The 24,515-nt window shown below is 59.3% G+C and carries 23 protein-coding genes and 3 pseudogenes; 14 read left to right on the top strand and 12 right to left on the bottom strand.

Annotation, left to right across the window (positions count from 1 at the left end; genetic code table 11):
• Nucleotides 1-201: 201 nt before the first annotated feature.
• The gene (locus FEZ60_RS32695) at nucleotides 202-1,194 is read left to right on the top strand and encodes a hypothetical protein (protein WP_242484866.1); all 993 of its coding nucleotides are present in this window, start codon (nucleotides 202-204) and stop codon (nucleotides 1,192-1,194) included.
• Between the two features lie 140 nt (nucleotides 1,195-1,334).
• Here FEZ60_RS32695 and FEZ60_RS27120 read toward each other — a convergent pair whose 3' ends face one another.
• Complete coding sequence (locus FEZ60_RS27120; protein ID WP_242484867.1) at nucleotides 1,335-1,625, bottom strand: hypothetical protein; 291 nt, start codon at nucleotides 1,623-1,625, stop codon at nucleotides 1,335-1,337.
• Between the two features lie 418 nt (nucleotides 1,626-2,043).
• Here FEZ60_RS27120 and FEZ60_RS27125 point away from each other — a divergent pair, with 418 nt between their 5' ends.
• The 3 genes from FEZ60_RS27125 (at nucleotide 2,044) to FEZ60_RS27135 (ending at nucleotide 6,345) form a co-directional block, all read left to right on the top strand.
• Complete coding sequence (locus tag FEZ60_RS27125) at nucleotides 2,044-3,531, top strand: MAC/perforin domain-containing protein (protein WP_172937529.1); 1,488 nt, start codon at nucleotides 2,044-2,046, stop codon at nucleotides 3,529-3,531.
• A 261-nt stretch (nucleotides 3,532-3,792) separates the two neighbouring features.
• Complete coding sequence (locus FEZ60_RS27130; protein WP_172937530.1) at nucleotides 3,793-4,683, top strand: glycosyltransferase family 4 protein; 891 nt, start codon at nucleotides 3,793-3,795, stop codon at nucleotides 4,681-4,683.
• Between the two features lie 273 nt (nucleotides 4,684-4,956).
• On the top strand, nucleotides 4,957-6,345 hold the full coding sequence (locus FEZ60_RS27135; protein WP_172937531.1) for a DUF1254 domain-containing protein: 1,389 nt from the start codon (nucleotides 4,957-4,959) through the stop codon (nucleotides 6,343-6,345).
• A gap of 701 nt (nucleotides 6,346-7,046) precedes the next feature.
• Here the strand turns inward: FEZ60_RS27135 and FEZ60_RS27140 are convergent.
• Nucleotides 7,047-7,682, bottom strand: coding sequence for a PAS and ANTAR domain-containing protein (locus FEZ60_RS27140; protein WP_242484868.1), 636 nt, complete (start codon nucleotides 7,680-7,682; stop codon nucleotides 7,047-7,049).
• A 381-nt stretch (nucleotides 7,683-8,063) separates the two neighbouring features.
• On the opposite strand from FEZ60_RS27140, the gene FEZ60_RS27145 reads away from it, so the two are divergent.
• The gene (locus FEZ60_RS27145) at nucleotides 8,064-8,477 is read left to right on the top strand and encodes a hypothetical protein (protein ID WP_172937532.1); all 414 of its coding nucleotides are present in this window, start codon (nucleotides 8,064-8,066) and stop codon (nucleotides 8,475-8,477) included.
• Between the two features lie 473 nt (nucleotides 8,478-8,950).
• Here FEZ60_RS27145 and FEZ60_RS27150 read toward each other — a convergent pair whose 3' ends face one another.
• The 3 genes from FEZ60_RS27150 to FEZ60_RS27160 form a co-directional block, all read right to left on the bottom strand.
• The gene (locus FEZ60_RS27150) at nucleotides 8,951-9,313 is read right to left on the bottom strand and encodes a hypothetical protein (RefSeq protein ID WP_172937533.1); all 363 of its coding nucleotides are present in this window, start codon (nucleotides 9,311-9,313) and stop codon (nucleotides 8,951-8,953) included.
• Between the two features lie 450 nt (nucleotides 9,314-9,763).
• Nucleotides 9,764-10,144: a VOC family protein gene (locus FEZ60_RS27155; RefSeq protein WP_172937534.1), complete on the bottom strand. Its 381-nt coding sequence runs from the start codon at nucleotides 10,142-10,144 to the stop codon at nucleotides 9,764-9,766.
• Between the two features lie 64 nt (nucleotides 10,145-10,208).
• Nucleotides 10,209-10,928 (bottom strand): YafY family protein, encoded by a 720-nt coding sequence (locus FEZ60_RS27160; RefSeq protein ID WP_172937535.1) that lies wholly within the window; start codon nucleotides 10,926-10,928, stop codon nucleotides 10,209-10,211.
• Nucleotides 10,929-11,456: 528 nt separating this feature from the next.
• Here FEZ60_RS27160 and FEZ60_RS27165 point away from each other — a divergent pair.
• The 3 genes from FEZ60_RS27165 (at nucleotide 11,457) to FEZ60_RS27180 (ending at nucleotide 13,231) form a co-directional block, all read left to right on the top strand.
• A complete protein-coding gene (locus tag FEZ60_RS27165) occupies nucleotides 11,457-11,792 on the top strand; it encodes a hypothetical protein (protein ID WP_172937536.1) in 336 nt (111 codons plus the stop codon).
• Nucleotides 11,793-12,804: 1,012 nt separating this feature from the next.
• A complete protein-coding gene (locus FEZ60_RS27175) occupies nucleotides 12,805-12,957 on the top strand; it encodes a hypothetical protein (RefSeq protein WP_172937538.1) in 153 nt (50 codons plus the stop codon).
• Between the two features lie 118 nt (nucleotides 12,958-13,075).
• Nucleotides 13,076-13,231, top strand: coding sequence for a hypothetical protein (locus FEZ60_RS27180; RefSeq protein WP_172937539.1), 156 nt, complete (start codon nucleotides 13,076-13,078; stop codon nucleotides 13,229-13,231).
• 347 nt (nucleotides 13,232-13,578) lie between these two features.
• Here FEZ60_RS27180 and FEZ60_RS27185 read toward each other — a convergent pair whose 3' ends face one another.
• From FEZ60_RS27185 to FEZ60_RS27195, 3 genes are all read right to left on the bottom strand, one after another.
• Nucleotides 13,579-13,983 (bottom strand): hypothetical protein, encoded by a 405-nt coding sequence (locus FEZ60_RS27185; protein WP_172937540.1) that lies wholly within the window; start codon nucleotides 13,981-13,983, stop codon nucleotides 13,579-13,581.
• A 100-nt stretch (nucleotides 13,984-14,083) separates the two neighbouring features.
• On the bottom strand, nucleotides 14,084-14,314 hold the full coding sequence (locus tag FEZ60_RS27190; protein ID WP_172937541.1) for a hypothetical protein: 231 nt from the start codon (nucleotides 14,312-14,314) through the stop codon (nucleotides 14,084-14,086).
• Nucleotides 14,315-14,799: 485 nt separating this feature from the next.
• Complete coding sequence (locus tag FEZ60_RS27195; RefSeq protein WP_172937542.1) at nucleotides 14,800-15,060, bottom strand: PLD nuclease N-terminal domain-containing protein; 261 nt, start codon at nucleotides 15,058-15,060, stop codon at nucleotides 14,800-14,802.
• A 61-nt stretch (nucleotides 15,061-15,121) separates the two neighbouring features.
• Here FEZ60_RS27195 and FEZ60_RS32300 point away from each other — a divergent pair, with 61 nt between their 5' ends.
• Complete coding sequence (locus FEZ60_RS32300; RefSeq protein ID WP_207185757.1) at nucleotides 15,122-15,340, top strand: hypothetical protein; 219 nt, start codon at nucleotides 15,122-15,124, stop codon at nucleotides 15,338-15,340.
• A 58-nt stretch (nucleotides 15,341-15,398) separates the two neighbouring features.
• Here the strand turns inward: FEZ60_RS32300 and FEZ60_RS27200 are convergent, their stop codons facing one another.
• On the bottom strand, nucleotides 15,399-16,193 hold the full coding sequence (locus tag FEZ60_RS27200) for a hypothetical protein (RefSeq protein ID WP_172937543.1): 795 nt from the start codon (nucleotides 16,191-16,193) through the stop codon (nucleotides 15,399-15,401).
• Between the two features lie 356 nt (nucleotides 16,194-16,549).
• Here FEZ60_RS27200 and FEZ60_RS33200 point away from each other — a divergent pair.
• Both FEZ60_RS33200 and FEZ60_RS27210 read left to right on the top strand, forming a co-directional pair.
• Nucleotides 16,550-16,900 (top strand): annotated as a pseudogene (locus tag FEZ60_RS33200) (AAA family ATPase); the annotation flags it as partial.
• A 321-nt stretch (nucleotides 16,901-17,221) separates the two neighbouring features.
• A complete protein-coding gene (locus FEZ60_RS27210; RefSeq protein ID WP_242484869.1) occupies nucleotides 17,222-17,548 on the top strand; it encodes a recombinase family protein in 327 nt (108 codons plus the stop codon).
• A 200-nt stretch (nucleotides 17,549-17,748) separates the two neighbouring features.
• Here FEZ60_RS27210 and FEZ60_RS27215 read toward each other — a convergent pair whose 3' ends face one another.
• Entirely contained in the window at nucleotides 17,749-17,988 is a 240-nt protein-coding gene (locus tag FEZ60_RS27215) for a hypothetical protein (RefSeq protein ID WP_172937544.1), read from the bottom strand.
• A gap of 788 nt (nucleotides 17,989-18,776) precedes the next feature.
• On the opposite strand from FEZ60_RS27215, the gene FEZ60_RS27220 reads away from it, so the two are divergent.
• Complete coding sequence (locus FEZ60_RS27220; protein ID WP_172937554.1) at nucleotides 18,777-19,937, top strand: Rieske 2Fe-2S domain-containing protein; 1,161 nt, start codon at nucleotides 18,777-18,779, stop codon at nucleotides 19,935-19,937.
• A gap of 31 nt (nucleotides 19,938-19,968) precedes the next feature.
• A pseudogene (locus FEZ60_RS33205) lies at nucleotides 19,969-20,361 on the top strand (hydroxylase); the annotation flags it as partial.
• On the opposite strand, the pseudogene FEZ60_RS32700 reads toward FEZ60_RS33205, so the two are convergent.
• Nucleotides 20,361-20,607 (bottom strand): annotated as a pseudogene (locus tag FEZ60_RS32700) (IS3 family transposase); the annotation flags it as partial. The pseudogenes FEZ60_RS33205 and FEZ60_RS32700 overlap by 1 nt on opposite strands.
• A gap of 419 nt (nucleotides 20,608-21,026) precedes the next feature.
• On the opposite strand from FEZ60_RS32700, the gene FEZ60_RS27230 reads away from it, so the two are divergent.
• A complete protein-coding gene (locus tag FEZ60_RS27230; RefSeq protein WP_172937555.1) occupies nucleotides 21,027-22,556 on the top strand; it encodes an ABC transporter substrate-binding protein in 1,530 nt (509 codons plus the stop codon).
• 984 nt (nucleotides 22,557-23,540) lie between these two features.
• On the opposite strand, the gene FEZ60_RS27235 is transcribed toward FEZ60_RS27230, so the two are convergent.
• Nucleotides 23,541-24,515 (bottom strand): hypothetical protein (locus tag FEZ60_RS27235; RefSeq protein WP_172937545.1); only part of this gene is annotated, 975 nt, incomplete at its 5' end.

Genomic DNA, 24,515 nt, shown 5'->3' on the forward strand with positions numbered 1-24,515 from the left:
TCCGGGACGAAACCCGCACGCGCATCCACCAGACCGCGAAGAAGCTGGCGACGGCGATCTGGCCTACCTGGCCGGGGTGCCGCAGCGTTTTCCGAGCTCTTGCGTTCCACCCCCAAAAGTCAGAGGGCGTCCGGATACTCATGAGATTCGTGCAAGTCGTCGAGTCATGAGCCTGATCATGGCAATGTGCACCATAGCTTGGTGGTGGTCGGGTCTGGTTTCGTAGTCGCCGACGCAGCGGCGGTGCTTGTTGATCCAGGCGAAGGTTCGCTCCACACTCCAGACCCGGGGTCGGACGTGGAATCCGGTGCTGCCGGGGATGCGTTTGATGATGTGAATCCTAAGGGCGACAACCTGGTTCGCCCAGCCGATCAACGGCTGCGGCTGCGCCCCTATCTGGCTGCCATGAACGGATCGCAACGTCAAGCCCGCCAGCTCTACCACTTGGATATGAAGCTCTCATCCCACATTCACAGCCAGCTTCGCGTTACCGAACTGGTTGTGCGGCAGCAAATGCACCTTGCGCTGTCGACCAGATACGGCACACGATGGTTCGATCAACGATCCTTCATAAGTAAAAGCGTGAACAAAGGTGTCGACAAGGCATACACCCAGCTTCTGTCCACGAGGGACTACGAGATCTTGACTAAGAAACGACCCGCTCCGAAAGATCCACGCACCGGAAAGCCGCGGATCGTTCGCCGGCCGGATCCCGGCAAAATCGTCGCGGAATTGATATTCGGTACCTGGGTCCAGCCTCTTCCCAAGCCCGCGGACAGTGACAACGAAAAGAAGTTGTGGCGTCCGGCGCTCGAGTCCTGTTTCAACCAGACAGGACTCCGAATGCGCAGCGGCGCCGTTGTCAGCGGGACCTCCACCCGACGACCTGTATGGAGTATGGATGACGCGATGAAGCTGATGATGAGTTTGAACTGGGCACGAAATCGTGTAAATCACTGTGAAAGTGTTGTTTTCGGCTTTCCCCAAGCGGGGAAATTCACGCCCGCGGGCGCCGGCGAGCCTCGAATGCAGATCCGGAACAGCCCCCGGAAAGTGATCGAGGACTGCCGGACACTGGTTGGCCGATTCGATACAACTGTCGAGGCGTGGATGCGTACAAGTACGACCGTCGATCACCTGGCCGCGGATCCCCTCGCCCAAGTGGCGCTGCACTTATACCCACATCAGGCATAATCGGCACGTGCATTTTTGACCTCAGACTGACAGCTTTGCCTGCCTACCGCGAGTGGAGTGCCGATTCTCAGCGTAGTGCCGGTCTCACCAGGTCGATAAGCAATACTCTTGGGCATCAAGTATTTCGCGTCTTGATGCAGTTACGGTGTGGCGCGCCGCAGTGTCGCCCAGGATCCGGTGATGCACGCGATTGCCAGCGCGAGGGGTAGCAGCGTCATCGGCACCACCCGTGGGACATCGACAAACCATGAACCGATCGCCGGCCACCAGTGCGCCCAGGTGATTACGCTCGCTGACAGGCCGAGCATCCCGAAGAGTCCGGTGAGGGAGGCGAGCAGACCAGTGATCCTCCAACGCTGGTAGATCGCGCCGGTCAGCATTGCGACCGAACTGGTCAGCATCAGCGTTGCGAACAGGGCAAGCAACTGCACGGCCGTGCTGTCGGTGAAATATTTTTCCCGCTTCTTAAATGTGATCTCATTATTTAAAGACAAAGTCAACTGATATGCCGTAACGTTACGTTCATTCCGCGACGAGGATGGGGGTAGGAGAGGCGGAAGGTGCGTTGAAGAAATTGGCTGTGACGTCGTAGTCAAGAGTGGAAGGTCGCAGAGAGGTCACGTCCTTTCGGTGCCTCTTCTTCTAGTTTGTTTAATAGTGCAACCGTGGGATCATTTGCCGATTCGCACAGCCGCCCGGGTGGTGGTCATGTTGGCAGGTATGGGTATGTCGAACTAATAGTTAGTAGCTCAGTTATTGCTACCTGCTGGACAAAAGGACGTATTGACCCGTAGGTGGACGATCGTACGAAGCAAATCAACTACATTCATGAATCGGCGAGGAGCCTCCGTGTCCACAGTGTCACCTCTTCCAAGTGCAACCACCTCCACCAGCCTCAACCTGGTCCCTGGTGCCGCAATCCTCGGTTACGGTTTGAATATCGCGCACGCGAAATCGACCAGTGAAGTAACACAACGCATCGTCAACATCCACGAAGAGACCGGTACTACGGTTACGGAGAGCGGTGTCGAGTATCTACTTCCGGCCAATGTGGACCTTATCGACATACACAAGAGTTCCAGTACCGCGCACATTTTCGAGACAACTAGCGAATATTCGGCTTACATGGCCGCATCCACTGAAATCAAAGCAAGTGCGTGGGGTTTCTCCGGCGAGTTCGATGCCTCCTATTCCAGCCTCGCCAACGCGAGCTCTGCCCGCTACTACGGCCTGATGGAGGCCACTACCAATCTATGGGATCTTTCGGTGAAAAACCTCGAGGAACTCCCGCTCGATTCGAGCTTCAAAGCCGACCTGATAGCCCTTGGTGATGCGTTCACTGAGGAGAATCAGTTTCATTTCTATAATTTCTTCAACAAATGGGGGACCCACGTCATCAGTACAGTGTCTGTGGGAGGGTTCCTCAACTACTGCGTCACCGTGTCGAGTAGCTCCAGTTTCAACAAAGAATCTGCGAAAGCCAACCTGAAGTGCGAGTACAACGCGGTGTTCGCTGAGGCATCCGTCGCTGCCCACGCCGAATGGGAAAAGATGGACAAGTCGTGGATATCATCACGCGACGCGCAACTTGCCGTTCAAGGTGGGGAACCCGGCATTCTCGCCAGCGCAGTTCCCCCCACCACCCCCACAGAAGTCAATTTCAACAAGTTGATCGTTGATTGGACAAGCTCAGTGGGGACACGCCCAGGCGTGACCAGTCAGATCCTCCAACCCATTTCGCACGTCGCTCCGACGCCGCAAGTTCCTGCTCTTGATGACGCGCTCGAGGCCTACCTGAACCGGAGTGTGACGGTAATAGCGGATCAGGAAATTGTCGTAGAGCAGCCCGCTATTCGCCCAGTTTCCAATACATCAAGCATCACGATCGGCCAGGACGCAGTTTCTGCACCCAACGAAAAGACGACTGCTTTCGCGGCAGAGTATTGGATCGTCATGGCCGACGAAAAGGGTGTCATTCAGTACAATGACAATCGCCTGGGAGACGATCCTGACCTTTTCGAAGAACTCATTTTCGACAAGTCAGTAGGAGCGCAAGCCAAATCGCACAATAAGACGTGGTGGACAGTCGTTGTGGCGATCGGAACAACTCATCCGCCGAGCGCCAAAGCGATGAACTGGTTAAGTCAATGCGGCATCCCTCGAGAGGGTTGGTACGATGGCTACGCTGGATGGCCGAATCAGGTCATTGCATTCGGGAAGAGCAATGTCGCATCCTTCAAAGGCCAATTGCGAAGCGTAGACAGCCCTTTCAGCTCCATGCGCACCCCTGAGCAGAGAATCACACTCCGTGCGCCGTTGTTCCTCGATCGATCCTGAGTGAGACGTGTCCTTCTCTCTTCGCACACCGGCCGATCGACGGGATTCGGAACGGTCGTTGCCGGCATAGCGTCCGCATTGACCTCTCGTTTCGAAGTTCACGTCATCGGACTCGGGTGTGCGGAGAAGGGCGAGTCCTGGGTCGGTCACTGTCACGATGATCGTTTCGATCCAACTCGCACGTCTGCTCTGGCCAGGCTCGCCGAGGAGCTCACGCCAGACGTCGTGATCGCGATCGGGCAAGCCGAGACCGTTGCGTGGATGGTGACCCGCCTACGCCGCAACGCAATCGAGTGTCCGATCGTGGCCTACGTACCAGTCGAAGGCGCTATTCGCGGCGGCGAACGTCTGACGGGATTGTCGGGTGCGACTCAAGTTGTGGCCTACACGCCCCAGGCTGCGGACGCGCTGCGGGCGGTAATCGATACAACCGTGACGTCGATACCGCATGCGATTTCTCCGGTTGCCCCTATCTCCGCTGAGCGGCGACAGCTGCGAGAAGCGATTCTTCCCTTGTGTCGGTCGCGCAGCGAGGGTACTTGGATCCTCAATGCCAACAGAAATGATGGCCGCAAACGACCAGAGGTGACTCTTGCGGCGTTCGCTGAGATTGCGTCACTGATACCATCTGCAACGCTGTTGATGCACTGCGCGATCCGGCGGCGAGGAGTCGATCTCGCGATTGAGCGTGACCGTTTGGACCTGCGAGATTCAGTCATTTTCACTCATGATCATGCTTCGGCTCCGTGGCACGTTCAGCGTTTGCATGATCTGTATGCCAGCTGTGAAATAGGCGTCAGCAGTTCGACCGGTGAAGGTTGGGGGCTGATCGCAGCCGAGCATGCCCAGTACCGGGCGGCCCAGATAATGCCGGCCCACTCCGGCCTACGAGAGATATGGGGATCGTCTCCTCAATGGATTTCACCCGGCCGGCCGGTGGCCATCGATTGGGTCTTTGACGGTGGCGAGCCCGAGCCGCGGGACTTGGCGGCTGCCATGCTGAAGTTGTTGAAGGATCCTGAGCGGGCGGCGCAAATTGGCCGCGCCTGCGAAATAGTGGCCAAACAAGTTCAATACAGCTGGCAGTCGATTGGGCCACGATGGATCGATCTCGTTGAGAATTTGGCATGGGGAAAGACGAATCAGCGCTGAGAATGTTCGGCACGGTTGGCAGTCAGGTTAGAGGCGGGATGGGTTCTTGCCGACGTTGCAACACCTGGCGCAGCGAGAGATGAGAAGAGACTCGAATAAATCTGTCGGAGCGCAGTTTTGGACAACGTTGCGGGCCGGCGATTACGCTTGGTTCTCGGCGGCGAGGAGGTGATGCGGGGAATGCGCGGCACGGCGGCTGTCCGAGGCGACTGAACTGGTTTTTCACCCGGTGTGGGTGATTCGCGTCGCGGTTTCTTTCAGCACCATCTGGGTATGGCCGACATCGAATTGACGTATTCCTCCGGAGTTGTCCCCAGGGACGGAGAACTTCCCGCTCGCGACCACATCGCGACGGTGTTCGACGAGCTCGACTTCCAGACTGCGGTGCAGGCGTACTTGTGGGCCATCCCCATCGTGTCGTGGGCGCAGTGGATGGACGTGCACACCAACATTTTCGGAGCAACTGAGTCCGATATCGTCGTCTACCGCTCATATCGTGACCGACTAGGCCTGATCACCGCCAACGCGACGACGCCGTACATCTTGAACTTTTTCGATCTCGGTGTATCGGGGCCGTTGGTGATCGAGCTGCCACCGGGACCGACGGCCGGTGGTATCGCAGATTTCTGGCAACGGGAGGTTGCCGTGCTCGGTGAGATGGGCCCCGATGCAGGCAAGGGCGGCAAGACGCTGGTTGTGGGGCCAGGGCAAAGTGTCGACGACACAGGTGAATACACGCTTGTCCACTCACCGATGATGCACATCATGTTCGGCTTCCGCACGCTCGATCCTGACCCGGCGCGCTCGGGGGAGTTGGTCGAGGCGGTGCGCGTCTACCCTTACTCCGATCGTGAGGATCCGACTCCCACACGGCTGGTCTCACCGGACGGTAAACCCTGGAGCGGAATTCAGCCGCGAGGTCTTCGATACTGGGAACTCCTGCACGACATCGTCCAGGACGAACCTGTCGAAGAGCGCGACCGCTTCCCGATGGCGTGGCTTCGGCAGCTGGGGATGGAGAAGGGCAAGCCCTTCGCCCCGGATGATCGAACGAAGAAGATCTTGCAGCGGGCAGTCGAAGTGGGGGAGGTGTTCGCGCAGGCGAATGCGTTCGTCAAACGGTTCCCCGGTTCGCGCTACTGGCCAGATCGTCAGTGGGACTTGGCGATTGTTCTCGACAACTCTGCTCAGCGAGGGGACACCTACGACGAGTTCTACGAACGCGCGTCGTGGTTCTACGAGGCAGTCAGCTTCTCGGAGGCGATGAAGAGCACGACACCGGGGCTCGGCCAGGCGTATCTGGGTAGTTACTCCGATACCGACGGTCACTGGTTGGACGGAGGAAGGCACTACAGTCTGCACGTGCCCGCCGATGTCCCGGCAAAGCTGTTCTGGTCCGCGACGGTGTACTCGATCGACACGCGTTGCTTGATCGACAACGAACAAGGCCGAGGCGACCGTGGTTCGCGTGATCCCGATCTTGTTGTCAATGACGATGGTTCGGTGGATCTCTACTACGGGCCCACCGCCCCGGCAGGGAAGGAATCCAATTGGGTTCAGACCATCGCGGGCCAGCACTGGTTCTCGTATTTCCGTTTCTACGGGCCTCTCGAGCCCTATTTCGATCGGACCTGGAAGTTAGGTGACATCACGCCCGTCTAGATCATGTGCTCAGAGCTCGAGGTCTGTTGACCGATTCGACGACGTGTGGCCTATCCAACCGGAGGATCGTCGAGTGTTTTCCGTAAACACGTTCGTACCCCTTTTGCTTTGGCACGGGGGGACGACATTTCGGTGGTTCGGTTCGTTCTCGTCGTCGGTATGTGGGCAGAAAGATCTCGTCCGCGGGCGCCGAGCAGGCGGTTGCCGCCGAACCCGATCCGGACCGCTGCTACGAGCTGACGCGACACAACATCCCCGACATCTCAATTCGGGGATGTTCATCGAGGTCCAGCTTTCGGTGGACCGCAGAGATAAGGGTCGGTGTCATCCTCCTGGCGTGACCGTTCCTTTGCTCTCGGGCATCGATTCTCGCCAACGTGCAGGAATGAACGGCTCGAGAGCAACTTCGATGGCCGACGAATCGTGGCATGTAAGCCTTCACAGATCGCATCGGCGCGGGCAGTAGTGAAGGTCGCGGCTCAAGCCTGCACGGGAGCCCTCGCAGGGGTGCAGTGGGATAAGGCTCCGGCCGGGCTCTTCGGTATCGGACAGGACATCCGGAGGGGTGTTTTCGTGCTCTTTCGGGCGGTATAAATGGTTTTACGTCGATGGCGTGATGGAGGGTCCTCGGCGAGGTGCCTGCGGTTAAGCAGTCAGCCGCAGGCACCGATCACACAGCGGTTCAATCCCTTGTCGTTCGGTCACGAACCGAGAAGTAGATGGTCGAATTGCGAACGCAGTCCGTTGGGTAGGACGAAGTCGGTGCGGGCGCGGTCGGCCAATTGTTCGGATATGCGGCGGAGTTTGACGTTCTTCTGTTGCGAGCACCAGATGAGAATGTCGAAGGCCCGGGCGGCGGAGATGCCGTACACGATCATCAGCATCCCTTTGGCTTGTTCGATGGCGGCGCGGGAGCTGCTGATCTCGTCGACCAGTTCGTCGACCGATTCCTGGACGGTGCGATCGAGGGTTTCGGTGACGTCGATGTAGAAGCCGGCACTGCCGGTCACTTCGCCGTGCTCGTCCTCGATGCTGTCGCCGACGACGATGACTGATCTGGTGACACCTTTTGTGTCGACGATGCGGTGCCGGCTACTGAACGGCCCGCCCGAGGTGCGGATCGCGTCCAAGGTCTGCGCGACGTAGTGGCGGTCGTCGGGATGTTTGTGCGAGAGCAGTAGTTCGGTGGTGGGAATTACTTCCCCGGGGCGGTAGCCGTGCATCGTCGCGACGTTGTCGGACCATTCCCACTCGTCTTCGGTGCGGGAGTATCGGAATCCTCCGACTCGGTGTGGGGCACCTGATTCCGATACTCGTTTCATTCGGCCGTTCGTCATGCCCACGCCCTCTCGTCCTTGCACCCGCGATGGGTGTGTTAAGGAATGACTACTTTGTATCCGAGAAGTCAACGATCGTGGTGCTTTTCGGGATGGTTGGCCTGAATCGGCTCGGTTGGGGAAGGCGGGGTTCTCTCGTACGCGGCCTCGACCGATGCCGGATTGCTGAAAAGAAATGGATTACCTTTTAGTTTGAGGCATGCTTTGTTGGTTTCAACGGCGCATGTTCACTCGGAGGCGCTCCACAGCGCGGCGTTCGCTACCGCACGATTTCGGTGGTCAGACTCAATGCTGCGCACGCTGGGGGTGGTGCGGAGGTCTGTGAGCGCGCAGGATGTGAGTTGTGTTCGTAGGCCGGACGGCTCGACGAAAGGAATCCTGATGTGGAGTTTGCGGCGATTGCTGGGCGTCGGTGTCATTGCCGCGGGCTTAGCTGTCGGTCCTGCAACAGGTTTGCTTCCTCATGCGTCGGCGTCGCCTACTGTGAACACCTTTCAGATTCCACTGTTCGTGACCAACAGCATCTGGGCCTGCGGATTCCAGATCTTCTGTGTGTCGAACCCGGTGGCGATCACGGGCGAGACGTCCGGCACTGTCACGTTCCCTGCCTTGTCGCCGGAGGCGAAGGGCACGTACTGGATGCACTGGCGGAACCTTGCGACTGGAGCCTTCGGAGTGCTGGAAATCCCGTACAGCGATGCCGTGAGTGTGTTTACGGGGGCGGGGCTTGTAACTGCATCGATGACTACGGGTTACGAGAGTGTCGCTGGAACGGGTGTCTTCCTCGTGTCGTGAACGTACAACGTCCGTCACTCGAGCCCTGAGTTCGTCTTGTCGGCACGGTGGTGATGATCAGGCTTGAAGCCGGGTCGTCATGGTGCGTGCTCTTTGGGGTGCCTCGCGGCGTGCGTAGTCGAATTGTCGGTATCGAGTGCCAGTACCACCTGATGCAGAACCGCCCTCGGGTGGAATAGCGGTAGCGGGCACGCCTCTACTGGCCTTGGGGGTGTTGATGGTTACCGCGCGTTGATGTGCTCTAGCCTGCGGTGATGACATGTCCCGGTGGTGGGTGCTCGTCGAGTCGGAGGCGTGCCGGTTGGGCTCGGGTCGATCGCTCGGCGGGTGCCGGCTGCGGGTGGGGAGGGTGTTGTTGCTCGTCGATGTGGGTGTGCGGTGGGCTCGGGAAGGTCGATTTTCGGGCACCTTTGAATGTTGTTGTGTTTCAGCATTTTTTGGCTGATCGGTTGATGGGTAATCGGTTTCGGTGGTTACGCAGTGGATGATTGTGGGGCGGGGTGCTCGGAATGGTGCCGGATGCGGCGGTGTGCGGCGTTGTCGATGGGTGCGTTGATGCATCGATATCGCCTGTGCCCGTCGAAGTTCGGGTGGTTTTGGGTGAGGTGTTCGGTCACGGTGTGACTGCAGGATCCCTGCGGTCGAGATCCTGAGGTGGCACATGTTCGCGTATCGGTGCGCGTCGTGTCCGCGATGGTCAGAGTTTCCGCAAGTCGAGTACGGAGGTCCGGAGGGTGGGGGAGCGGCGTAGTGATCCGTCCGCAGCCGCGGACCGGGATGCCCAGGTCGGAGAGCATCTTCTCGGCAGTGGTGAGGGGCAGTGGCGGTGTCGTCATCCCGGGTGCATGCCGGCCGCTATCAGGTGTGGGAGCGCACCACCAACTGACTGTTCTGTCACGAAGTCCTGTTCCACCCTTTCATCGATCCAAGGAGATGCTCTGTGCCCACCCCGATCGTCGGCTGACCACTCCGCGTCGCAACCTGAAAGCAGTGACCTCGTGCGTGTTTTCGGTGGCGATCGCGCGCCGCGTACCGGATAAGGCGAAAGCGCAGGCGCAAGCGCTCCGTGACGATGAAGCGATCAATGGCCAACGCCGCGAACGATTACGGTCGGTAACAAGACGGTGCCATCGACCCCCGTCGCGCCGGACCGTGCTCGACCTTAAGCACAATATCGGGGGGCGGTGGTGTATGTGTGCGAGTCGGATCTTTGCCGCGTTCGCGGTGAGCGACGCAGTCGCGTTCGCGTTCGTTCTTGCTCGGCGGGGTGAGCGCGAGCCGCGTTATCAGGGTTCGGCGGTGGGTCGGGTGAACAGGTTGAGCAGGTTTCCGTCGGGGTCGCGGAACATCGCGGACCGGTTGCCCCAGGGCATCGTGGTGGGCTCCAGGACGATGACGTCCAGTGCCGCCTGTAGGCGAGCGAATTCCGCGTCGACGTCCGCGACGAGGAATTCGATGATGACCGAGGCGTTGCGGCCTGGCTGTGGGGCGTGCTTGCCGAGCATTGCGACGGTCGCGGTGCTGGCGATCGCGAGCGTGCCTGCGGCGGTGCGGAATTCGGCGAACACGGGGGCGGGTCGGATCGCGGCCGTTTCTGTTACGAGCTCGTAGAATCGGGTGAGGCGTTCGATGTCGTCGGTGATGATGCGGATAGATGCGAACTCCATGGTGGTCCTTTCAGACGGGTCGTTCGACCCGTTGCCTCCATGGTGCGCCGCGCCGGCGACAACGTTATGTCGGTGTTTGTGAATCTTTCTTGCCGGTGCTGACGGAGCGGAGGGTGCCGTAGGCGATGTCGAGGTCTTCTGCTCGCAGTGATCGGTGAGGCGTCCGCTCGCCGGTGGCTTCCGCCGACATCACGCGGTCACCTCGGAACGCGCGTATGCCGTCGCGGAGTCGGCACCAGCCGATCAGGTACCAGTCGCGTCCCTTCCCGACATAGCCGAGGGGCTCGACGTCGCGACGTGTGTCGGCGCCGCCTCGATCCCGGTATGCGATTCGCAGCACGTTCCCCGAGCGGAGAGCGCCCGCGAGTTCGGGCGGGGCGTCCGGGACGGGGCTGTCGTCGAGCAGGTGGATGCGTGAGGCGAGTTCGGCTGTCTCGTGGAGTGTGCTCTGGTCCATCACCGCGACGACTTTGCGTAGTGCGGAGGTTGCGGCGGTGTGGAAGGGGCTGGTGGAGAGCATGCCCAGTGCGATGGTGACGGCGAGCGCTTCGTCGACGGTGAATCCGAGCGGGGCGAGTGTGTGCGAGGCGTCGATGCAGTAGCCGCCGGTGCGGCCGGGTTCTGCCCAGATGGGCACGCCGGCTTGTTGCAATGCCGACAGGTCCCGTTCGATCGTGCGGGTGCTCACTTCGAACTTTTCTGCGAGTCGTCGGGCGCTGCGGGGCCGCGGGGCGACGGCGCGAAGTTCTTCGACCAGTGCGTACAGCCGGTCGGTGCGATTCATACGGTGGACTCTAGTCGCGCGTCTGCGGGTGACCATGTGGTTGACCTACCGCGCTCCGTCTGGCCGCGCGCTACTCGAGACTCGCCTGAAAGCGTCTGCGACCGATCTTGGTCTCCGGGGTGTTTGAGAACTCGCAATTGCGGGCGTGTGCCTCGCTGAGCACCGCAGAAGAGGGGCTTCTGGTTGGGTCGGTGATTACCAAGTTCTCGCCCCCACCAGGAGCCCACAGTGCGACATCGCCGATCTCGCCATGCCCATGGTGCCCGCCCCATGCGGCGGGCGGACATGGCTGCGCGGTGTACTCGTCGTCGGTCACCGACATTGAGTGGGCGACCCTCGAACCGCTGTTACCTGCGCCGGGCAGACCGGCTGGCCGCGGGGGACGACCCGAAAAGTGTTGCTGCCGTGCGATGGTGGATCCATCTTGTACATCGTGCGCGGTGGTATCGCGTGGCGGCAACTGCCGGTGGAGTTCCTGCCGGCCGGGAGGGTGTACGCGGTCTCGCACAAATCGTCATGGGTCGGCGAATGCGCGAACCGTCAGCCGCTCAAGCGGATGCAGAACGCCTCGCCTCCCAGATCGACATGGCCGCGCGCAACGTCGCGTACGCACAGCGCAACGGCGAGGTCGATCCGGCGGTCGATGCACGCCTCGTCTCTGCGGCGTTCCTGGGAGCGTTCCTTGAGCTCATGGCCGAGGCCATGAGCCGCGAGGTGACACCCTCACGGCAGTACCTGCTCGATACCATCTGGCGACTCGGCGCCAGTATCATCCCCAGCGCTTTAAGCATCTGGAAACACTTTGGGCACAGTCAATTTAACCGAAAATCGACTGTGCCCGAAGTAAGTGGACCCCGAAAGTGAACTGCTCCCCGGAAGTTGGACTGAGAAATTCAGTTCCAACGTTCGGGGAGCAGTTTTATGCAAGCACGAAGTTCACTGTCGGAGGATCAGCGGGCGGTAGCGGCAGCGTTGTTCGAGGAAGGTGCGGGCACGCATTCCGTCGCTACACAGTTGGGTGTGAGCAGGGACGCGGTCAGAAATTTGCACCACAGATGGCTGGTCCGAGGCAGAGGAGCGTCGGTGACCAAACCGGACAAGCGATCGTTCTCGTTCGATTTCAAACTCGAAGTGGTGCAACGATTCTTGTTCTGCATCGGCCCACGGCGTCGGTGCTGGAAACTCTATGTCCGGGCGCAGAGAGCTCGTCGTGGCGGAGGTTTTATGTTGGTCACGTTTTCGGATCCTCAATAGACCAAACCTACCGGACTGTTTTAGGGGCTGGCTGGAGGGTTGAGTAGGGAGCCCGGAGCGAAAGTGGGTACCCGTGCTGTGTGCTCAGCACGGGGGCTTCGCCCCTCGCGGCGTCCCTGCCAGCATCTCCACTGAGAATGTACGCCGTGACGTATCTGGAGGTTACGGAAACATTCACCGTCCATCGACGGTCTGACTTTCGCCCGAAGTCTGGGAAGTTCGCCGCGGAACGGCTCCATATCCGGGTTACGGAGATCGTCAGTACGGCTGGGTGTTGTGCCGAGACTTTGGTGGAATACCTGCACGCGGAACGGTGCCGGAGCTACGTCGTCCTGACAGCCATTGAAGGTTTCGACTACTCGGCCGTGGTTTGTCTGCCTCGGTGGTAATAGGTGGGCCGAGGTTCTGGACGGGGATCGCGAGGTTCCAACCGCTCATGTGATTGAACCCTCAAGTAACTGTTACCTGCCGAAGACTGGCATCAGTCTTTCAACACCGGATATGTTTTTTTCGCTCTCGCCGGCTGCTGAGCCAGTCGCGTGGTCGAGTAGTCCCGCCGATGATGTTCCCCAGATCGTCGGCGGGCACCGCGAAGGGGCGCACAGATCAGGAAGATCCGGCCATGTCGAAACACGAAATACCGAGAGTCGAGCGCGAGGTCAGGCAAGCCGATCCAGCAGCCAGACTGAAGGCGTGGCTAGTTATCGCGCTGTGCATTTTCACCGTTCTTGCGGTCATCTGCGGCCTCATCTACGACAAGAGTCGACTGTCCTGAGCTGGAGTGGGCGGGTGGGTTGAGGACGGTTGAAAACCGGTTCTGCCTCACTTTTCCACTGCTCTGCGAGGCTGCTGCCTCGCCGAGGAAGTGCCTCGGGCACTTCCTCGAAAGTGGTGTGAAAGATGCGAACCGTCAGGGAGTCACTGGTGTCGGGTTCGTCGGAGAGCCATCGGGTGGTGTTGGTGGCCAGCAGGTTGCGGTTGTATTCGAGGTCGACGCGGATGGCGTAGTCGCCGACGAGATTGACGACGTCGGCTGGGGCATTGGGTGACAGTCGCCCAGGTGATCAGCGCGTCGTTGTATATCGGCGAGTATTTTGTTCGTCAGGCGCAGCGCTGCCTGACCTTCGCGTGAACGTTGCACTGCTACTGCAACGGGTCACGGCAGTCCGTTGCAGCGGCGTGACGAAGGCTGACGTTGATCCCCGCCCGCTTTTCCGAATTTCACCTTGCGGTGAAACCCCGAAGCATTCCGGCGGACTCGCCGGTGCGATTCAGTGAGGGACGAGAGGACCTTGGTGTCGCCGTCGACGAGCAGGATGCGGGCGGGGTCAGTCACTTGATCCATCGCGCCTGAGCGCGGAGAAACTAGGCTCGCCCGCCCGCGGCGCTTACCGGGTCAGCAGGCCGACATGGCGGATGTGACGCTCGCGTCCGTGCCTACGGCTGCCTCGCCGGTACCGGACCCCTCGGCGTAGGCACGGGTCTCCTCGGCGCTGGCGACGACCGCGGGTTCGATGGCGGCTGCGGGCGTGATGTCTTCCCGGCTGACCTCACCCTTCGCGACCAGCGCGTCGACCTCGTCTGGGGTCAGGTCGCGGCCACACTCGCTGTTCGGGGTGTCGGACTGCATGGCCGGGGCACTCTCCAGGACGGGGGCGGAGACTACGACCGGTGCGGTCTCGGAGAGGCCACCGGTGGCCCAGGCAACGCCGGGCATGGCGATCGCGGCGACGGCAGCGATTCCGGCTGCGGTGATGGCGACTCGCCGGCGGACTGGGTTTTCGATGGCGGTCTTACGCATGGGTGATCTCCTCGCTCAGGGTCGTGGCCAGGATGGCCTCGACATCTCCGAATCTATGGGCGGGAAACTTGGCGATCGTTAGTGAGCTCTTAGGGGTTGGTTAGAGAATCCTGCTCGTCTGCTGTGATGACTGCTGTGCGATCCGCAGCACACCACGAAATCCCTCGGGCGTGATGGTTGGCGGTCTGCGCTTTGTGGTGGTTGCAGGGCCGCCGAGGCGATCGAACTCATAATTTCGGAGCCGCGGATCGACGCGGTAGTCGATGACCCGGATGTTGACAATGTTGGTGAGTGGCAGGCAGGAGAAATGATCCGGTTTGCCGATGGTCAAAACGCACACACAAACCCGCAGGAACGAGAGAGCGATTCGGTTACTGGAGTCTCGTAGGGAATCAGGAGTCACGTGAAGTGGTGGTGCCGCTATGCTCGTATGCGAACGGACGACAGCTCCGACAACCCGCACATCCAGTTGTCGGGTGCACCGCGGGCCGGGAGACTGGAGCAGTGACCGACGCCAGACTGCAACCAACGCCCGCCCGATTCCGCGCTCTGGCCCGCTCCTCGCCGTGGCGTTGGTCCAGCATCCAGTTCGAATGGAAGGATCGCGGCACCGCAAGCGCCGACCACGTCTGGATTCGCCGGCCCGACCGCTTCCGCGTCGAAGGGCCCGACGGCACCCTTCGAGATGCTCGAGTCAGCACGAGAGCGTTCGAGGGATCCTGCTATAGGGAAGGATCCAAGGGGAAATGGCTTCCAACGCCAGGGATATGGCCCCCTGTCGGTGATGGTTTTTGATATCTAGCTAGGGTGCGCGGACTACGAGCGTGGGTCGGCCTGGGCGCGTCGACGCAGCGGAGGTGCTCCGAATAGAAACCAGGCTGCTGCTCCGACGAGGGGGATCACGATGACAATCGCAGACCACCAGAATTTTGATGCGGCGCGGTCGTGTGGCGTTCGAAAGATGGAAATCAACGCAGCTATGGTCAGAAGAAAGTAGCCCAGCATCATTACTGTCCACGTAGTATCAAAATCTATTGGGACAGTGGGGTTTTCAGTTGTGCCGGCACCTTCATTCATGTGCTTGTTCCTGACGGTTCATTCTCCATGTATCGAGCATATCGCTCGGGAAAAGCTTCACTTGAAGACGTGCAACCTGCATATCCGGTTGTTCGTGCTGTTCTTTCTCGGGCTCGGACCGTTGATCTGCGTGGCTGCCGTGCTCGTCGACGCCTCCGAAGCTGCGGTATATGTCGCGTGCGTAGGTCTGGTGACCATCGGGTGGGTGGTGGCAGATCGTCGTATTAGATTCCACGCTCCCTCGCTCAAGTCCCCCTCACCCTCTTGGGGGTCGCGTTGACCGTCCTTGCAATCGGCCAGTTCCGTGTACGTGCCCGCGATCGCAGCCGGCAATAGAGTCACAGGCCGACCACGCCGAGCAGGGCTTCTCCTGGATCGACGACCGCAACGACGGCCGCGACGAACAGTAGCGCCATCGCAATGGTCATCACAGCACCGAGCGATCCGAGGGCGACGCACATCCGACGGTGGGCACCGTTTGTCGTGTCCGACGATCTGTAGCGTCGGAAGGCGATGACGGTTCCGGTTGCGACTACAGCGATCACCATGGCGGTAGCGACAATCGCCGCCCAGTTGTAGTGCTCGACCTGTGTGAGCAACTCGAGCAGTGGCGGCCTGGAGCCTCCGCTCTGCACACCGTTCTCGATCAGAGACTGCGCTGTCTGCCCGTCCGCGTTGTCAGCGGAGAGCATCGGAAGCAGCGCGACTACGGGTGCGACTGTCGACTGGATGTTGAGCACAGCCACAAACACCGAAAACAATGACAGCACAGTCGTAGTGGCCGCCGCGACCACGCAACCTACGCCGGCCGTCAGAGATCGCCGCCACAGAGTCGCCGCGAGCAGACCCAGAACCGCGGTCAGCAGCACCGAGATGACGATCTTGATCGCGTGCCACTCGAACCAGTAGTCCACCATCTCCGCCAAGCCTGGAGGATAGGTGCGGACTCCGCTACTCCAGTAGTCGACCAAGCCGCGGCCGAGCAGCTCACTCATGACGGATTGATCCTGGAACTGCGGATAGCGTCCGCGTAACAACGTGGCCGGGCCCAGAACGAACGCGGCCACCAATGCCGCTCCGGCGCATGACAACGCAACGATCGACCAGCGGCTTCGGTTGACGGACCTACTCATTGACGACTCCCTTCCGGGAGAGAGTCAATCAGCAGGTACTCGACTGCACATCCATCTGCAGTACTACATCTGCAGTATTACGTCTGACGAACGAGGTACCAGTTCAGTCGGCGCCTGCGCAGAGTCAGCGACAATTGCGTAGAACTCGGCCTCCACCTGATCCGTAGACCACCCTCATATTTTGGTCGACTGACGAAATCGAACTTGCGAGATGGGTCCTTTTGACGATTCGCTCTGAGCGCCTTCCTGTGGGCCTAAGTGTGCGTTTTGACCATCAAAACGCACACCGAAACCCGCAGGAGGACGTTCAGCGGGTAACCGTCGGAACACGACGCTTCGTAACTAGTGTTTGCAGAATGCCGCGACTGATTCACCTGAATGGAGCCTCCGGTATCGGAAAGTCGACGATCGCCCGGATGTACGCCGACCGTCACCACGGAGTGCTCAACCTTGACACCGACCATGTGGTCAGTCTCATCGGCGGATGGCAAGACAACTTCTGGACCGCTTTGATTGCGGCAAGACAGCTCGCCGTCAGCATGGCGGCAACCCACTTACGTAGTGGGCACGATGTGGTGATGCCGCAGCTAGTCACCCGAATCGCCGAAATCGACAACGTCCTCGAGGAGATGCAGGACTGGTCTGCCCGTCCGCTCGACGAGGTGTACGCGGCAGTTTTCATCGATGCGATCGTCGTCAAAGTCAGGGTATCGGTGACCCGGGAAATGGCAGGCTCGTGGTGGTAGGGCTCGCAGGTTGCAGGCCGCGCCGCTGGTGCCACGATGCGATCGGCTCGGGCGGAGCTTTCGGCGCATGCGCATGGGGTGGAGAGCATGAACGAGGCGCTGCATCCTCGGCGGGATTGATAGTCCGGTACAGCTCGGTGTTGGTGGGCGAGAGGTCCCTCGAAAGATTGTGCTGCGAGGTCTTCGAGCTCGGTGTGTGGGGTCTCGAACGGTGGCCTTGTGAATGCACCGCAATCTGTCGAAAACCTTGAAAGGGGGCAATTTTCGACAGATGTTGTTCGGTTGCGCCGGGTCTCGGGCGCAGATCAGAATCCAGCCCATCAGGTCGACGCTTTGGTGCGGGCAGGTATCGACACCGAGAACATCCACACCGACCACTCGGGTGGCGCGAAAGCCTCACGCCTACAACTTGATACGGTCCTGTCGTGGCTGCGTAGCGACGACACCCGGGTCATCACCCGCCTGGACCTGCTGGGACGCTTGGTGCTGCACTTGATCACCCTCGGTGCTGATCTGCGCGAGCGCGGAATCGGATTGAAAGTCCTCGAGCAGGGCATCCACAACAACACCGCCGTCCTGGATCCGGGACGGCGGTGTTGTTGTCTGTAGGGCCTTTATTCGGACACCCTCACCGTGACTGTTGCGGCGGCGCGCTCCGACTGAACCCGTTGCGACCGCTGCCATCTGAGACATTTTCGTTGTTGCAACTGGCAGCGCGTTAAGAGCCCGCCTTTCCGGGGTGGGCGAGGACTGCGGTCTACGCGACATGGTTGTCGGAACCTGCCGTCGCCGTCCTCGACGCGACTACCTCATGCAAAGACGTCACAGCCGAACAACCCCAGAACGCGCCCTCCCACATGGTGGAGAAAATGCTCCGTGACGCCGTTGGGCGCGAAAGCTCGGTCTCCACTCACTATGGCTTCCGCTTCGATGGCGAACTGGTTCAGAACGAACACGGCGTGAGCGCTACCGTCGTCGGTCCGGACGGCGAGCATGTGCGCTTGCGTGGCGTAATCGGACTTCGACGTCGGTGTCGGTGATCGTGACATCCGATACCGATGCACCGGGAATTTCGAGGAGTTGGTCAAATGCTGAGTTGACGCGCACGTGCGAATAGATCCTCTGGGTTGCGGTTGGTGGTAACCCCGGATTTAGAGGTCCTGCACGTGCGCGTTACTTATTGAACCTTCGGAACGCCGAAACCTGTATCCAGCAACACAACCCAGACTATCTTTCGGATGCTACACCCACGAAACACTGGGAGCGCCAGTTTTGTTCGAAGACAGGGACGGGGTGGTACCGGACTGCAGTCAAGGAGATTTTACGGCACGGACGTTTCACGGTGTGTCGGGACGTTGCAGGCGGATAGCTGCCATTGGGCCCGTCTCCGCCTACATGCAAATTAGATGACTAATCAGCATACGAATTCATGGGGGTGCTCCACGAATCCACCAAAAGAGTTCTACGTCAGTTGTTTCAGTCTGACAGTCTTGCGGTCAGGTGATGACGGCAGCTCTCGGCGGTATTCGATGTGTGCAGGCGAGAACTTTCACTTCGTTGTCCAACCCAATTTCCCGACTTTTATCGGAGGACAGTCAATATCGTTGGTGGGCAATTGGAAGTTTGAACAGCGTTGGTGAACTGAATATTTCGAGTTCTCTGCGCACATATCTGCGCATCGCTGACCTCGGGCGGTGCGAGGAGTAGGCGATTCTCGAGACCGTCCCGGTTTTCTCCCGTTCTTCGGGAAGTGTTGGTCGGAGGGTGCATCGTCAATGCGATGCTGGTCACATTTACGTCAGAACCGATTCGTGGTCGATATTTGCAGGAGGTTGACATGAGTTCTACAACAACGAATTCCGAAGAGGTCAGAGTTATCGAAGCGGGGGAACCGCCTACTCGATTTGCGCGTGGATGGCATTGCCTGGGGTTGCTTCGCGACTTTCGTGACGGGCAACCCCATCAGATTTCTGCGTTCGGTACAGAATTAGTGGTCTTTGCGGGAGAAAACAGGAAAGTCAACGTACTCAATGCTTTCTGCCCGCATATGGGAGGAAACCTGGCGCTCGGCACGGTAAAAGATGACACGATTGCCTGCCCATTCCACGATTGGCGCTGGCGAGGTGACGGTAGGTGCGCCGAGATCCCTTATGCGCGGCGTGTTCCTCCGCTTGCTCGAACGAAGTCGTGGACGACTCTCGAGCGCAATGGGCAGCTGTACGTATGGCACGACCCACAAGGCAGCATGCCGACCGACGAAATTACCATTCCTGAGATTGCCAGGTACGGCGATCCGGGATGGACCGATTGGACCTGGAAGACCCTGAAAGTCGACGGGGCAAACTGTCGTGAGCTTGTCGACAACGTCGTGGACATGGCTCATTTCTTTTACGTCCACTACTCGATGCCGCAATACTTTCGGAATGTCTTCGAAGGCCACGTCGCCACTCAGGTGATGCGTTCAAAGCCGCGAGCTGACGCACTCGATGTGACCATCTCTACAAACTATGATCAGGAAGGTCGTTCCGACGCTTCATATTTCGGCCCCTCCTACATGATCGACAAATTATGGTCGGGCAGTGACGGAAACGAACCGAGCATGATTCTGGTCAATTGCCATTACCCGGTTTCTCCCACGTCGTTTGTTCTGCAGTACGGCGTCATCGTGAAGAAGCCCGAGGGCGTGTCCGATGAGGTCGCTGACGAGATGGCGGCCGGTGTCTCGGCCGGTGTCGCAATTGGTTTCGAGCAAGACGTTGAGATCTGGAAGAACAAATCTTCCATCGACAACCCACTTCTGTCGGAAGAGGACGGACCTGTGTACCAGCTTCGCCGTTGGTACCAGCAGTTCTATGTCGATGTCGAAGCTATCGAACCCGAGATGATCAATCGCTTTGAATATGAGATCGACACCGAACGTGCGTTGGCGAGTTGGCAAGAAGAGATCGACGCCAACGTCGCTGCCGGCCGAAGTGCAATTCCGGCGCCTGCATCCTGAGCCCTGACACTTTTCGCTACCTTCTGGAGAAATAACTGGGAGCCATCAAGTTCTCGACAATATCGTGGTCCTCGCTGACGACCTGCGTGCTCGGGCTGATGAGGCGGAGTCATTAGTGCGGCTGCCCGATGACATGGCCAAGGGCCTCAAGAACTCCGGGATCATCCGCATGCTCGCCCGGAAGGAATACGACGGGTTCGAAGCACATCCTCGAGATTTCTCCGAAGCGGTGATGAAGACGGCCGGTGTGTACGGTTCGGCGGGCTGGGTTGCCGATATCGTCGGTGTACATCCGTGGCAGTTGGCTATGGCGGATCTGAAGGTTCGGCAGGAAGTGCTGGGCTCGGACAGCGACACGTGGCAGGCATCGCCGTACATGCCGGGTGGTGGCGCGATCCCGGTTGACGGCGGTTACATGGTGTCGGTCGCTATGGCCAGCCGCAGCTGTTTCCGAGTCGGCCATCGTTGTCGGTCGAGGACGTTCTTTTGCAGCGGTGAGAAAAAGATTCCATGCCCGCATTGTCGCCATGCCCTGACCCTTCCCATTGAACCTTGTACCGTTGTCGGACAATGCGTGTAGGAAATTTCTCGAGCGAAATCTATTGCCCCTCTCGGAATCTACTGCCGTCCCGGACGGCTCGCGGAGGGCGACGGCATTGTGAGTGGCAGCGGATTCCGGTTAGGTCAGCGGAATCGAAAACCATGCGGACAGGTACCAACGGATTCGACAATGTCCGCTGGACGGGAGAAATTTTGCTTCAACCATCCCGAAGGTGAGATACTGCCGAAGGCGCTCAAGAAGGTTCTGCACACTTGTTCACCGTTGAAACGGTCGCCATTTGGTCTGAGTAGCACAAGGATTCGCTTTGTTCGGTAGCAATCGCTTTGTCTTCGATGTCACAGATCAGGTGCGCTTCGGGCTCGATGAGGAAGGCGCCGAGATCGATCAGTCCACTTGCAGTGGACCGGTCTCGTTCGTGAAGGCCCACCGAGGTCATCTGCTTGAGATCGTTTAGAACGCATGAAACTTTCGACCCCCAGCATCATCACCAGAGGAGTTACTGATTGAAAACTCGACCTCGCATTCTCATGGCGCTGAGTGCCGGCGCCGCACTGACCCTATTGCTGTCGTCGTGCTCGAGCGACTCGACTGCGACTCCGAGTAACCAGGCAGGCGAGCCCCAGCGCGGAGGCACTCTCGCATACTCCTACAATACAGACGCTCAATCGGTGGACCCTGTTACGTGCGCCATCGGGATTGGCCTAGCGCCGTGTCAGGCGGTCTACGGCGCACTACTTTACTATGATCTCGTATCTGGTGAGATCACGCCGGGCATGGCGGAGTCCTTTTCCAGTGAAGATGGCAAGGTGTGGACTCTCGCTCTGCGTCCCGGTCTGACCTTCACCGACGGAACGCCCTTCAACGCTGAGTCCGTTGCATTCAACTGGCAGCGCACTTTGGATCCGAAGCTGCTCTCCCCCAGTATGGCTGCAGCCAAGACGATTTCGTGGAGCGTGGTGGATGACACCACTCTCACGGTGACTTCCAACGAAGTTAATCATCAGCTCCCGTTTATGCTGACCGAGTCGCTGGCATTCGTTGGATCCCCCACCGCTATTACGCAGAAGGGCGCAGATTTCGGCAATTCCCCGGTTGGCGCAGGTCCGTTTGTGATGACATCCTGGGCCCGCGGCACCGAAATGGTTCTCGACCGTAATCCGGGCTACTGGGACCAGCCACGGCCGTATGTCGACCGCGTTGTTGTCAAGACAATCCCTGCCGACGACCAGCGCTTCAATGCTCTCCAGTCCGGAGACGTCAACGTGATGATGGTCAACGGTGCGAAGTACCCCTCGCGGGCAAAAAGCGCGGGTATGGACCTTGTGCAGTCGAACCTTTTGGGTGGACAGGGTGTGCGGTTGAGTAGTCGTGGGGCACTGGCAGATCCGGCAGTCCGGGCTGCGGTGGGCAAGTTGATCGACAATGATCAGATCATGGCGGCTGTCTATCCTGATGACCCGGTAGCCACCCACTTCATACCTGAGGGCAGCCCGCTCCATGACGTGAGTGCCACGTGGCCGGCCAAGGATGTCGCGGGCGCACAGAAATTGATCGACGAGTACCGCGCCAGTAACGGTGGCGGCAATGTTGTGCTGTCGTACGTCACGACAGCAGGCAGTCCGGCCCTGACACAGGTGGCGGAGCTGCTGCAGGCTCAACTCGAGCAAGTGGACGGTCTGAAGCTTGAGATCAAGCCTCTCGACGGGGCGGGGTTCGCGTCTGCATTGACCTCCGGTAACTTCGATCTCATCCTGAATGCGCTGGGTGGTGCGCATCCGGACAACCTATACAGGACGTTCCACACGGAGGGCTCGGGTAACACGGCGGGCTACTCGGATCCCATCGTCGACCAGGCTCTGGAAATGACGCATTCTTCGAACGATCAGGCTGTCGTGAAGGAGGCTTACCAGACCGCGATCAGGCAGATTGTCGATACCACTGCGTACCGCTTCTGGCGTCCTGCAGTTGCTACCTTGATCACTCCCAAGTCCGTCCACGGTGTGGAAGCGGCGTATCAGTATTGGTTCCGCCCCGAACTGGCATGGGTGCAGAAGTGACAGGTTAGTCAACAGGCCATGCGCTGCAGGGAGTCTGGATGGTTCGGCACCATTCGGGCCCCCCGGGGAGTCATATGTTCTATCCGGGAGATAGAGGTGTGCGGAGGCGGCTATGTACTTGCCGACGACGACTCTGGCCGTCACCAGATTTGTGAGGATGGATCTCGCTTGGTGGACCTCCATTAGCTGAACCATAAAGGTTTTGATGCGTCGAAATAGCACAGCATGCACCAAACCCTTTATAGTTCAGTTTGTTTGAACACCGAGTGTTCTTTTCAAATTGGACCCGTCGACCTCCTCCCGGATTGCGCATCGAACGCGGCTACCTCGGTCTTCCGAGTAGCGATGGCTTCGGAATGAACGGTTACCTCGCTACCCATGGCCAGGACGTCATGGACTCAGACGACGTCTGGACCCTGCTGGGCCGGACGTCGTCGAATAGGACAGGCCGCGATTGTCACGCAGTGGTCGGGAAGCAGGACGGACGAGGCACGACATGGAACGGTCTCGCACCAGCCCTAATGGACGGCGAGATCTTGATTTCCGATTGGTGGTAGTGGAAGTTGCGGGATGTTTGTGGCCAATTAACTGGAAATGTCCTGCATCAGAGAGTGATCCCCATTGCAGGACATACCTGTCTTGAATTATTAAGCCGCCGAGCAAGATTGATGTTTTGAGCGCGCAGAAGCTGTGGCAGACCCGATCGCGAATGACGACCGCGGTGCATTCCGGATCGAACCAACGGTCTGCGACGCCGCAGTGGATGGGATGATCGAGGTACTGTCCCAGTAACGATTCGTGGTCGGTGAATTCTCGCTGCCACACGTGTGGCCACTGCGTAGGACCAACCGACGAGCTGACACGACTGAGTCGCCACGCACCGACGACATGAGCGCGGGCATCCGAAGTAAATCGCTTTCGAAGTGCTCAATGGCAGTCAATGGAGTGCCGGGTGTGACCCGGACGAGCCCGTGGGGGCGGTGACTAGGACTTTTTTCCGTGTTTGCTACGCATGATGTCCAGCGGAGCTTCTGCGGGGTAGTGCGACGGCGCCATCGCGTACGTGTGCGTGAGTGTCGCGACGAAGTCGGCGTCGTTGAGCGGATCCGATGGGCTCGTGTACGACACGCCACGGGCGTCGAGGTCGTCGATCAGCATGCCGATGGCTTGTTCGACTGTCAGATCGTCGGTGTGATCGAGGTACCGTTTGACGTCCGTAAGATCATCGAAAACATTTGCGCTGTAGTGGAATAGAAAGCGCATGTCGCTATCGTGATATCGGGCGATCTCTTCGGATCCGTTGCGAATGACCCATTCGTCTGTGCCGACTCCTTCGATGACGGAATCGAGTTGGAGCTTGGAGATGGACCGCTTGTCGCGAGGACCGCTCGCCTCACCCCGATGGAACATCTTCTCGTTGTTGGTGAGAAGTCCGCTGTTCCAGAACGGAGCGGCGAATCGACTCGGTGCGAGGTCCGGGCCGTCGGGCCAGTAGGTGAAACCGCCATCGATGTCGGAGTTGTAGTAGTACGCGATAACCTGTCCGGTCTTGATTTCCCAGCGCTCGAACAGTCCGGACTTCGCCATGACGCTGATCAACCATAGAGGTGCGTTGCCCATGTCGACCCCGCGCCAGCTGGCGCCGTCGAAGTGACCGGCGTCGTAACTGTGTGCCGGTGCGCGGAGGTTGAAGAGATAGCTGCTCGGAACTGCATAGGAGGCACCGTGGATGCCTTTGATCATGTCGAGGAGTCGCCTGTTGAAGTAAAGTTCGTGTGCTTTGTCCTCGTAAGCCACACCCCGATCGCCGAAGTAGCTGCGGAAGGTCGGTGTCAGGAGATCGGACAACTCCAGCTTCACATCAGGATCGCGATTCTTCGGCCCCGAGACGGCGAGGTACTCCTCAGCGCTTTTGAAATGGTGAGCCGCAATGAGCTGCCACGGTCCGTTGTTGCGGAC

The sequence above is a fragment of the Rhodococcus sp. MS16 genome (genome assembly GCF_013277795.1).
GTDB lineage: Bacteria > Actinomycetota > Actinomycetes > Mycobacteriales > Mycobacteriaceae > Rhodococcus_F > Rhodococcus_F globerula.

What these genes read in the sequence shown, in the direction of transcription:
- FEZ60_RS27220 (WP_172937554.1), top strand. Translation starts at nt 18,777, where the DNA reads ATGAGTTCTACAACAACGAATTCCGAAGAGGTCAGAGTTATCGAAGCG.
- FEZ60_RS27195 (WP_172937542.1), bottom strand. Translation starts at nt 15,060, where the DNA reads ATGAATGAAGGTGCCGGCACAACTGAAAACCCCACTGTCCCAATAGAT.
- FEZ60_RS27200 (WP_172937543.1), bottom strand. Translation starts at nt 16,193, where the DNA reads ATGAGTAGGTCCGTCAACCGAAGCCGCTGGTCGATCGTTGCGTTGTCA.
- FEZ60_RS27160 (WP_172937535.1), bottom strand. Translation starts at nt 10,928, where the DNA reads ATGAATCGCACCGACCGGCTGTACGCACTGGTCGAAGAACTTCGCGCC.
- FEZ60_RS27155 (WP_172937534.1), bottom strand. Translation starts at nt 10,144, where the DNA reads ATGGAGTTCGCATCTATCCGCATCATCACCGACGACATCGAACGCCTC.
- FEZ60_RS27145 (WP_172937532.1), top strand. Translation starts at nt 8,064, where the DNA reads ATGTGGAGTTTGCGGCGATTGCTGGGCGTCGGTGTCATTGCCGCGGGC.
- FEZ60_RS27165 (WP_172937536.1), top strand. Translation starts at nt 11,457, where the DNA reads ATGCGCGAACCGTCAGCCGCTCAAGCGGATGCAGAACGCCTCGCCTCC.
- FEZ60_RS27150 (WP_172937533.1), bottom strand. Translation starts at nt 9,313, where the DNA reads ATGACGACACCGCCACTGCCCCTCACCACTGCCGAGAAGATGCTCTCC.
- FEZ60_RS27230 (WP_172937555.1), top strand. Translation starts at nt 21,027, where the DNA reads ATGGCGCTGAGTGCCGGCGCCGCACTGACCCTATTGCTGTCGTCGTGC.
- FEZ60_RS27175 (WP_172937538.1), top strand. Translation starts at nt 12,805, where the DNA reads ATGTCGAAACACGAAATACCGAGAGTCGAGCGCGAGGTCAGGCAAGCC.
- FEZ60_RS27215 (WP_172937544.1), bottom strand. Translation starts at nt 17,988, where the DNA reads ATGTCACGATCACCGACACCGACGTCGAAGTCCGATTACGCCACGCAA.
- FEZ60_RS27130 (WP_172937530.1), top strand. Translation starts at nt 3,793, where the DNA reads ATGGTGACCCGCCTACGCCGCAACGCAATCGAGTGTCCGATCGTGGCC.
- FEZ60_RS27185 (WP_172937540.1), bottom strand. Translation starts at nt 13,983, where the DNA reads ATGCGTAAGACCGCCATCGAAAACCCAGTCCGCCGGCGAGTCGCCATC.
- FEZ60_RS27140 (WP_242484868.1), bottom strand. Translation starts at nt 7,682, where the DNA reads ATGACGAACGGCCGAATGAAACGAGTATCGGAATCAGGTGCCCCACAC.
- FEZ60_RS27135 (WP_172937531.1), top strand. Translation starts at nt 4,957, where the DNA reads ATGGCCGACATCGAATTGACGTATTCCTCCGGAGTTGTCCCCAGGGAC.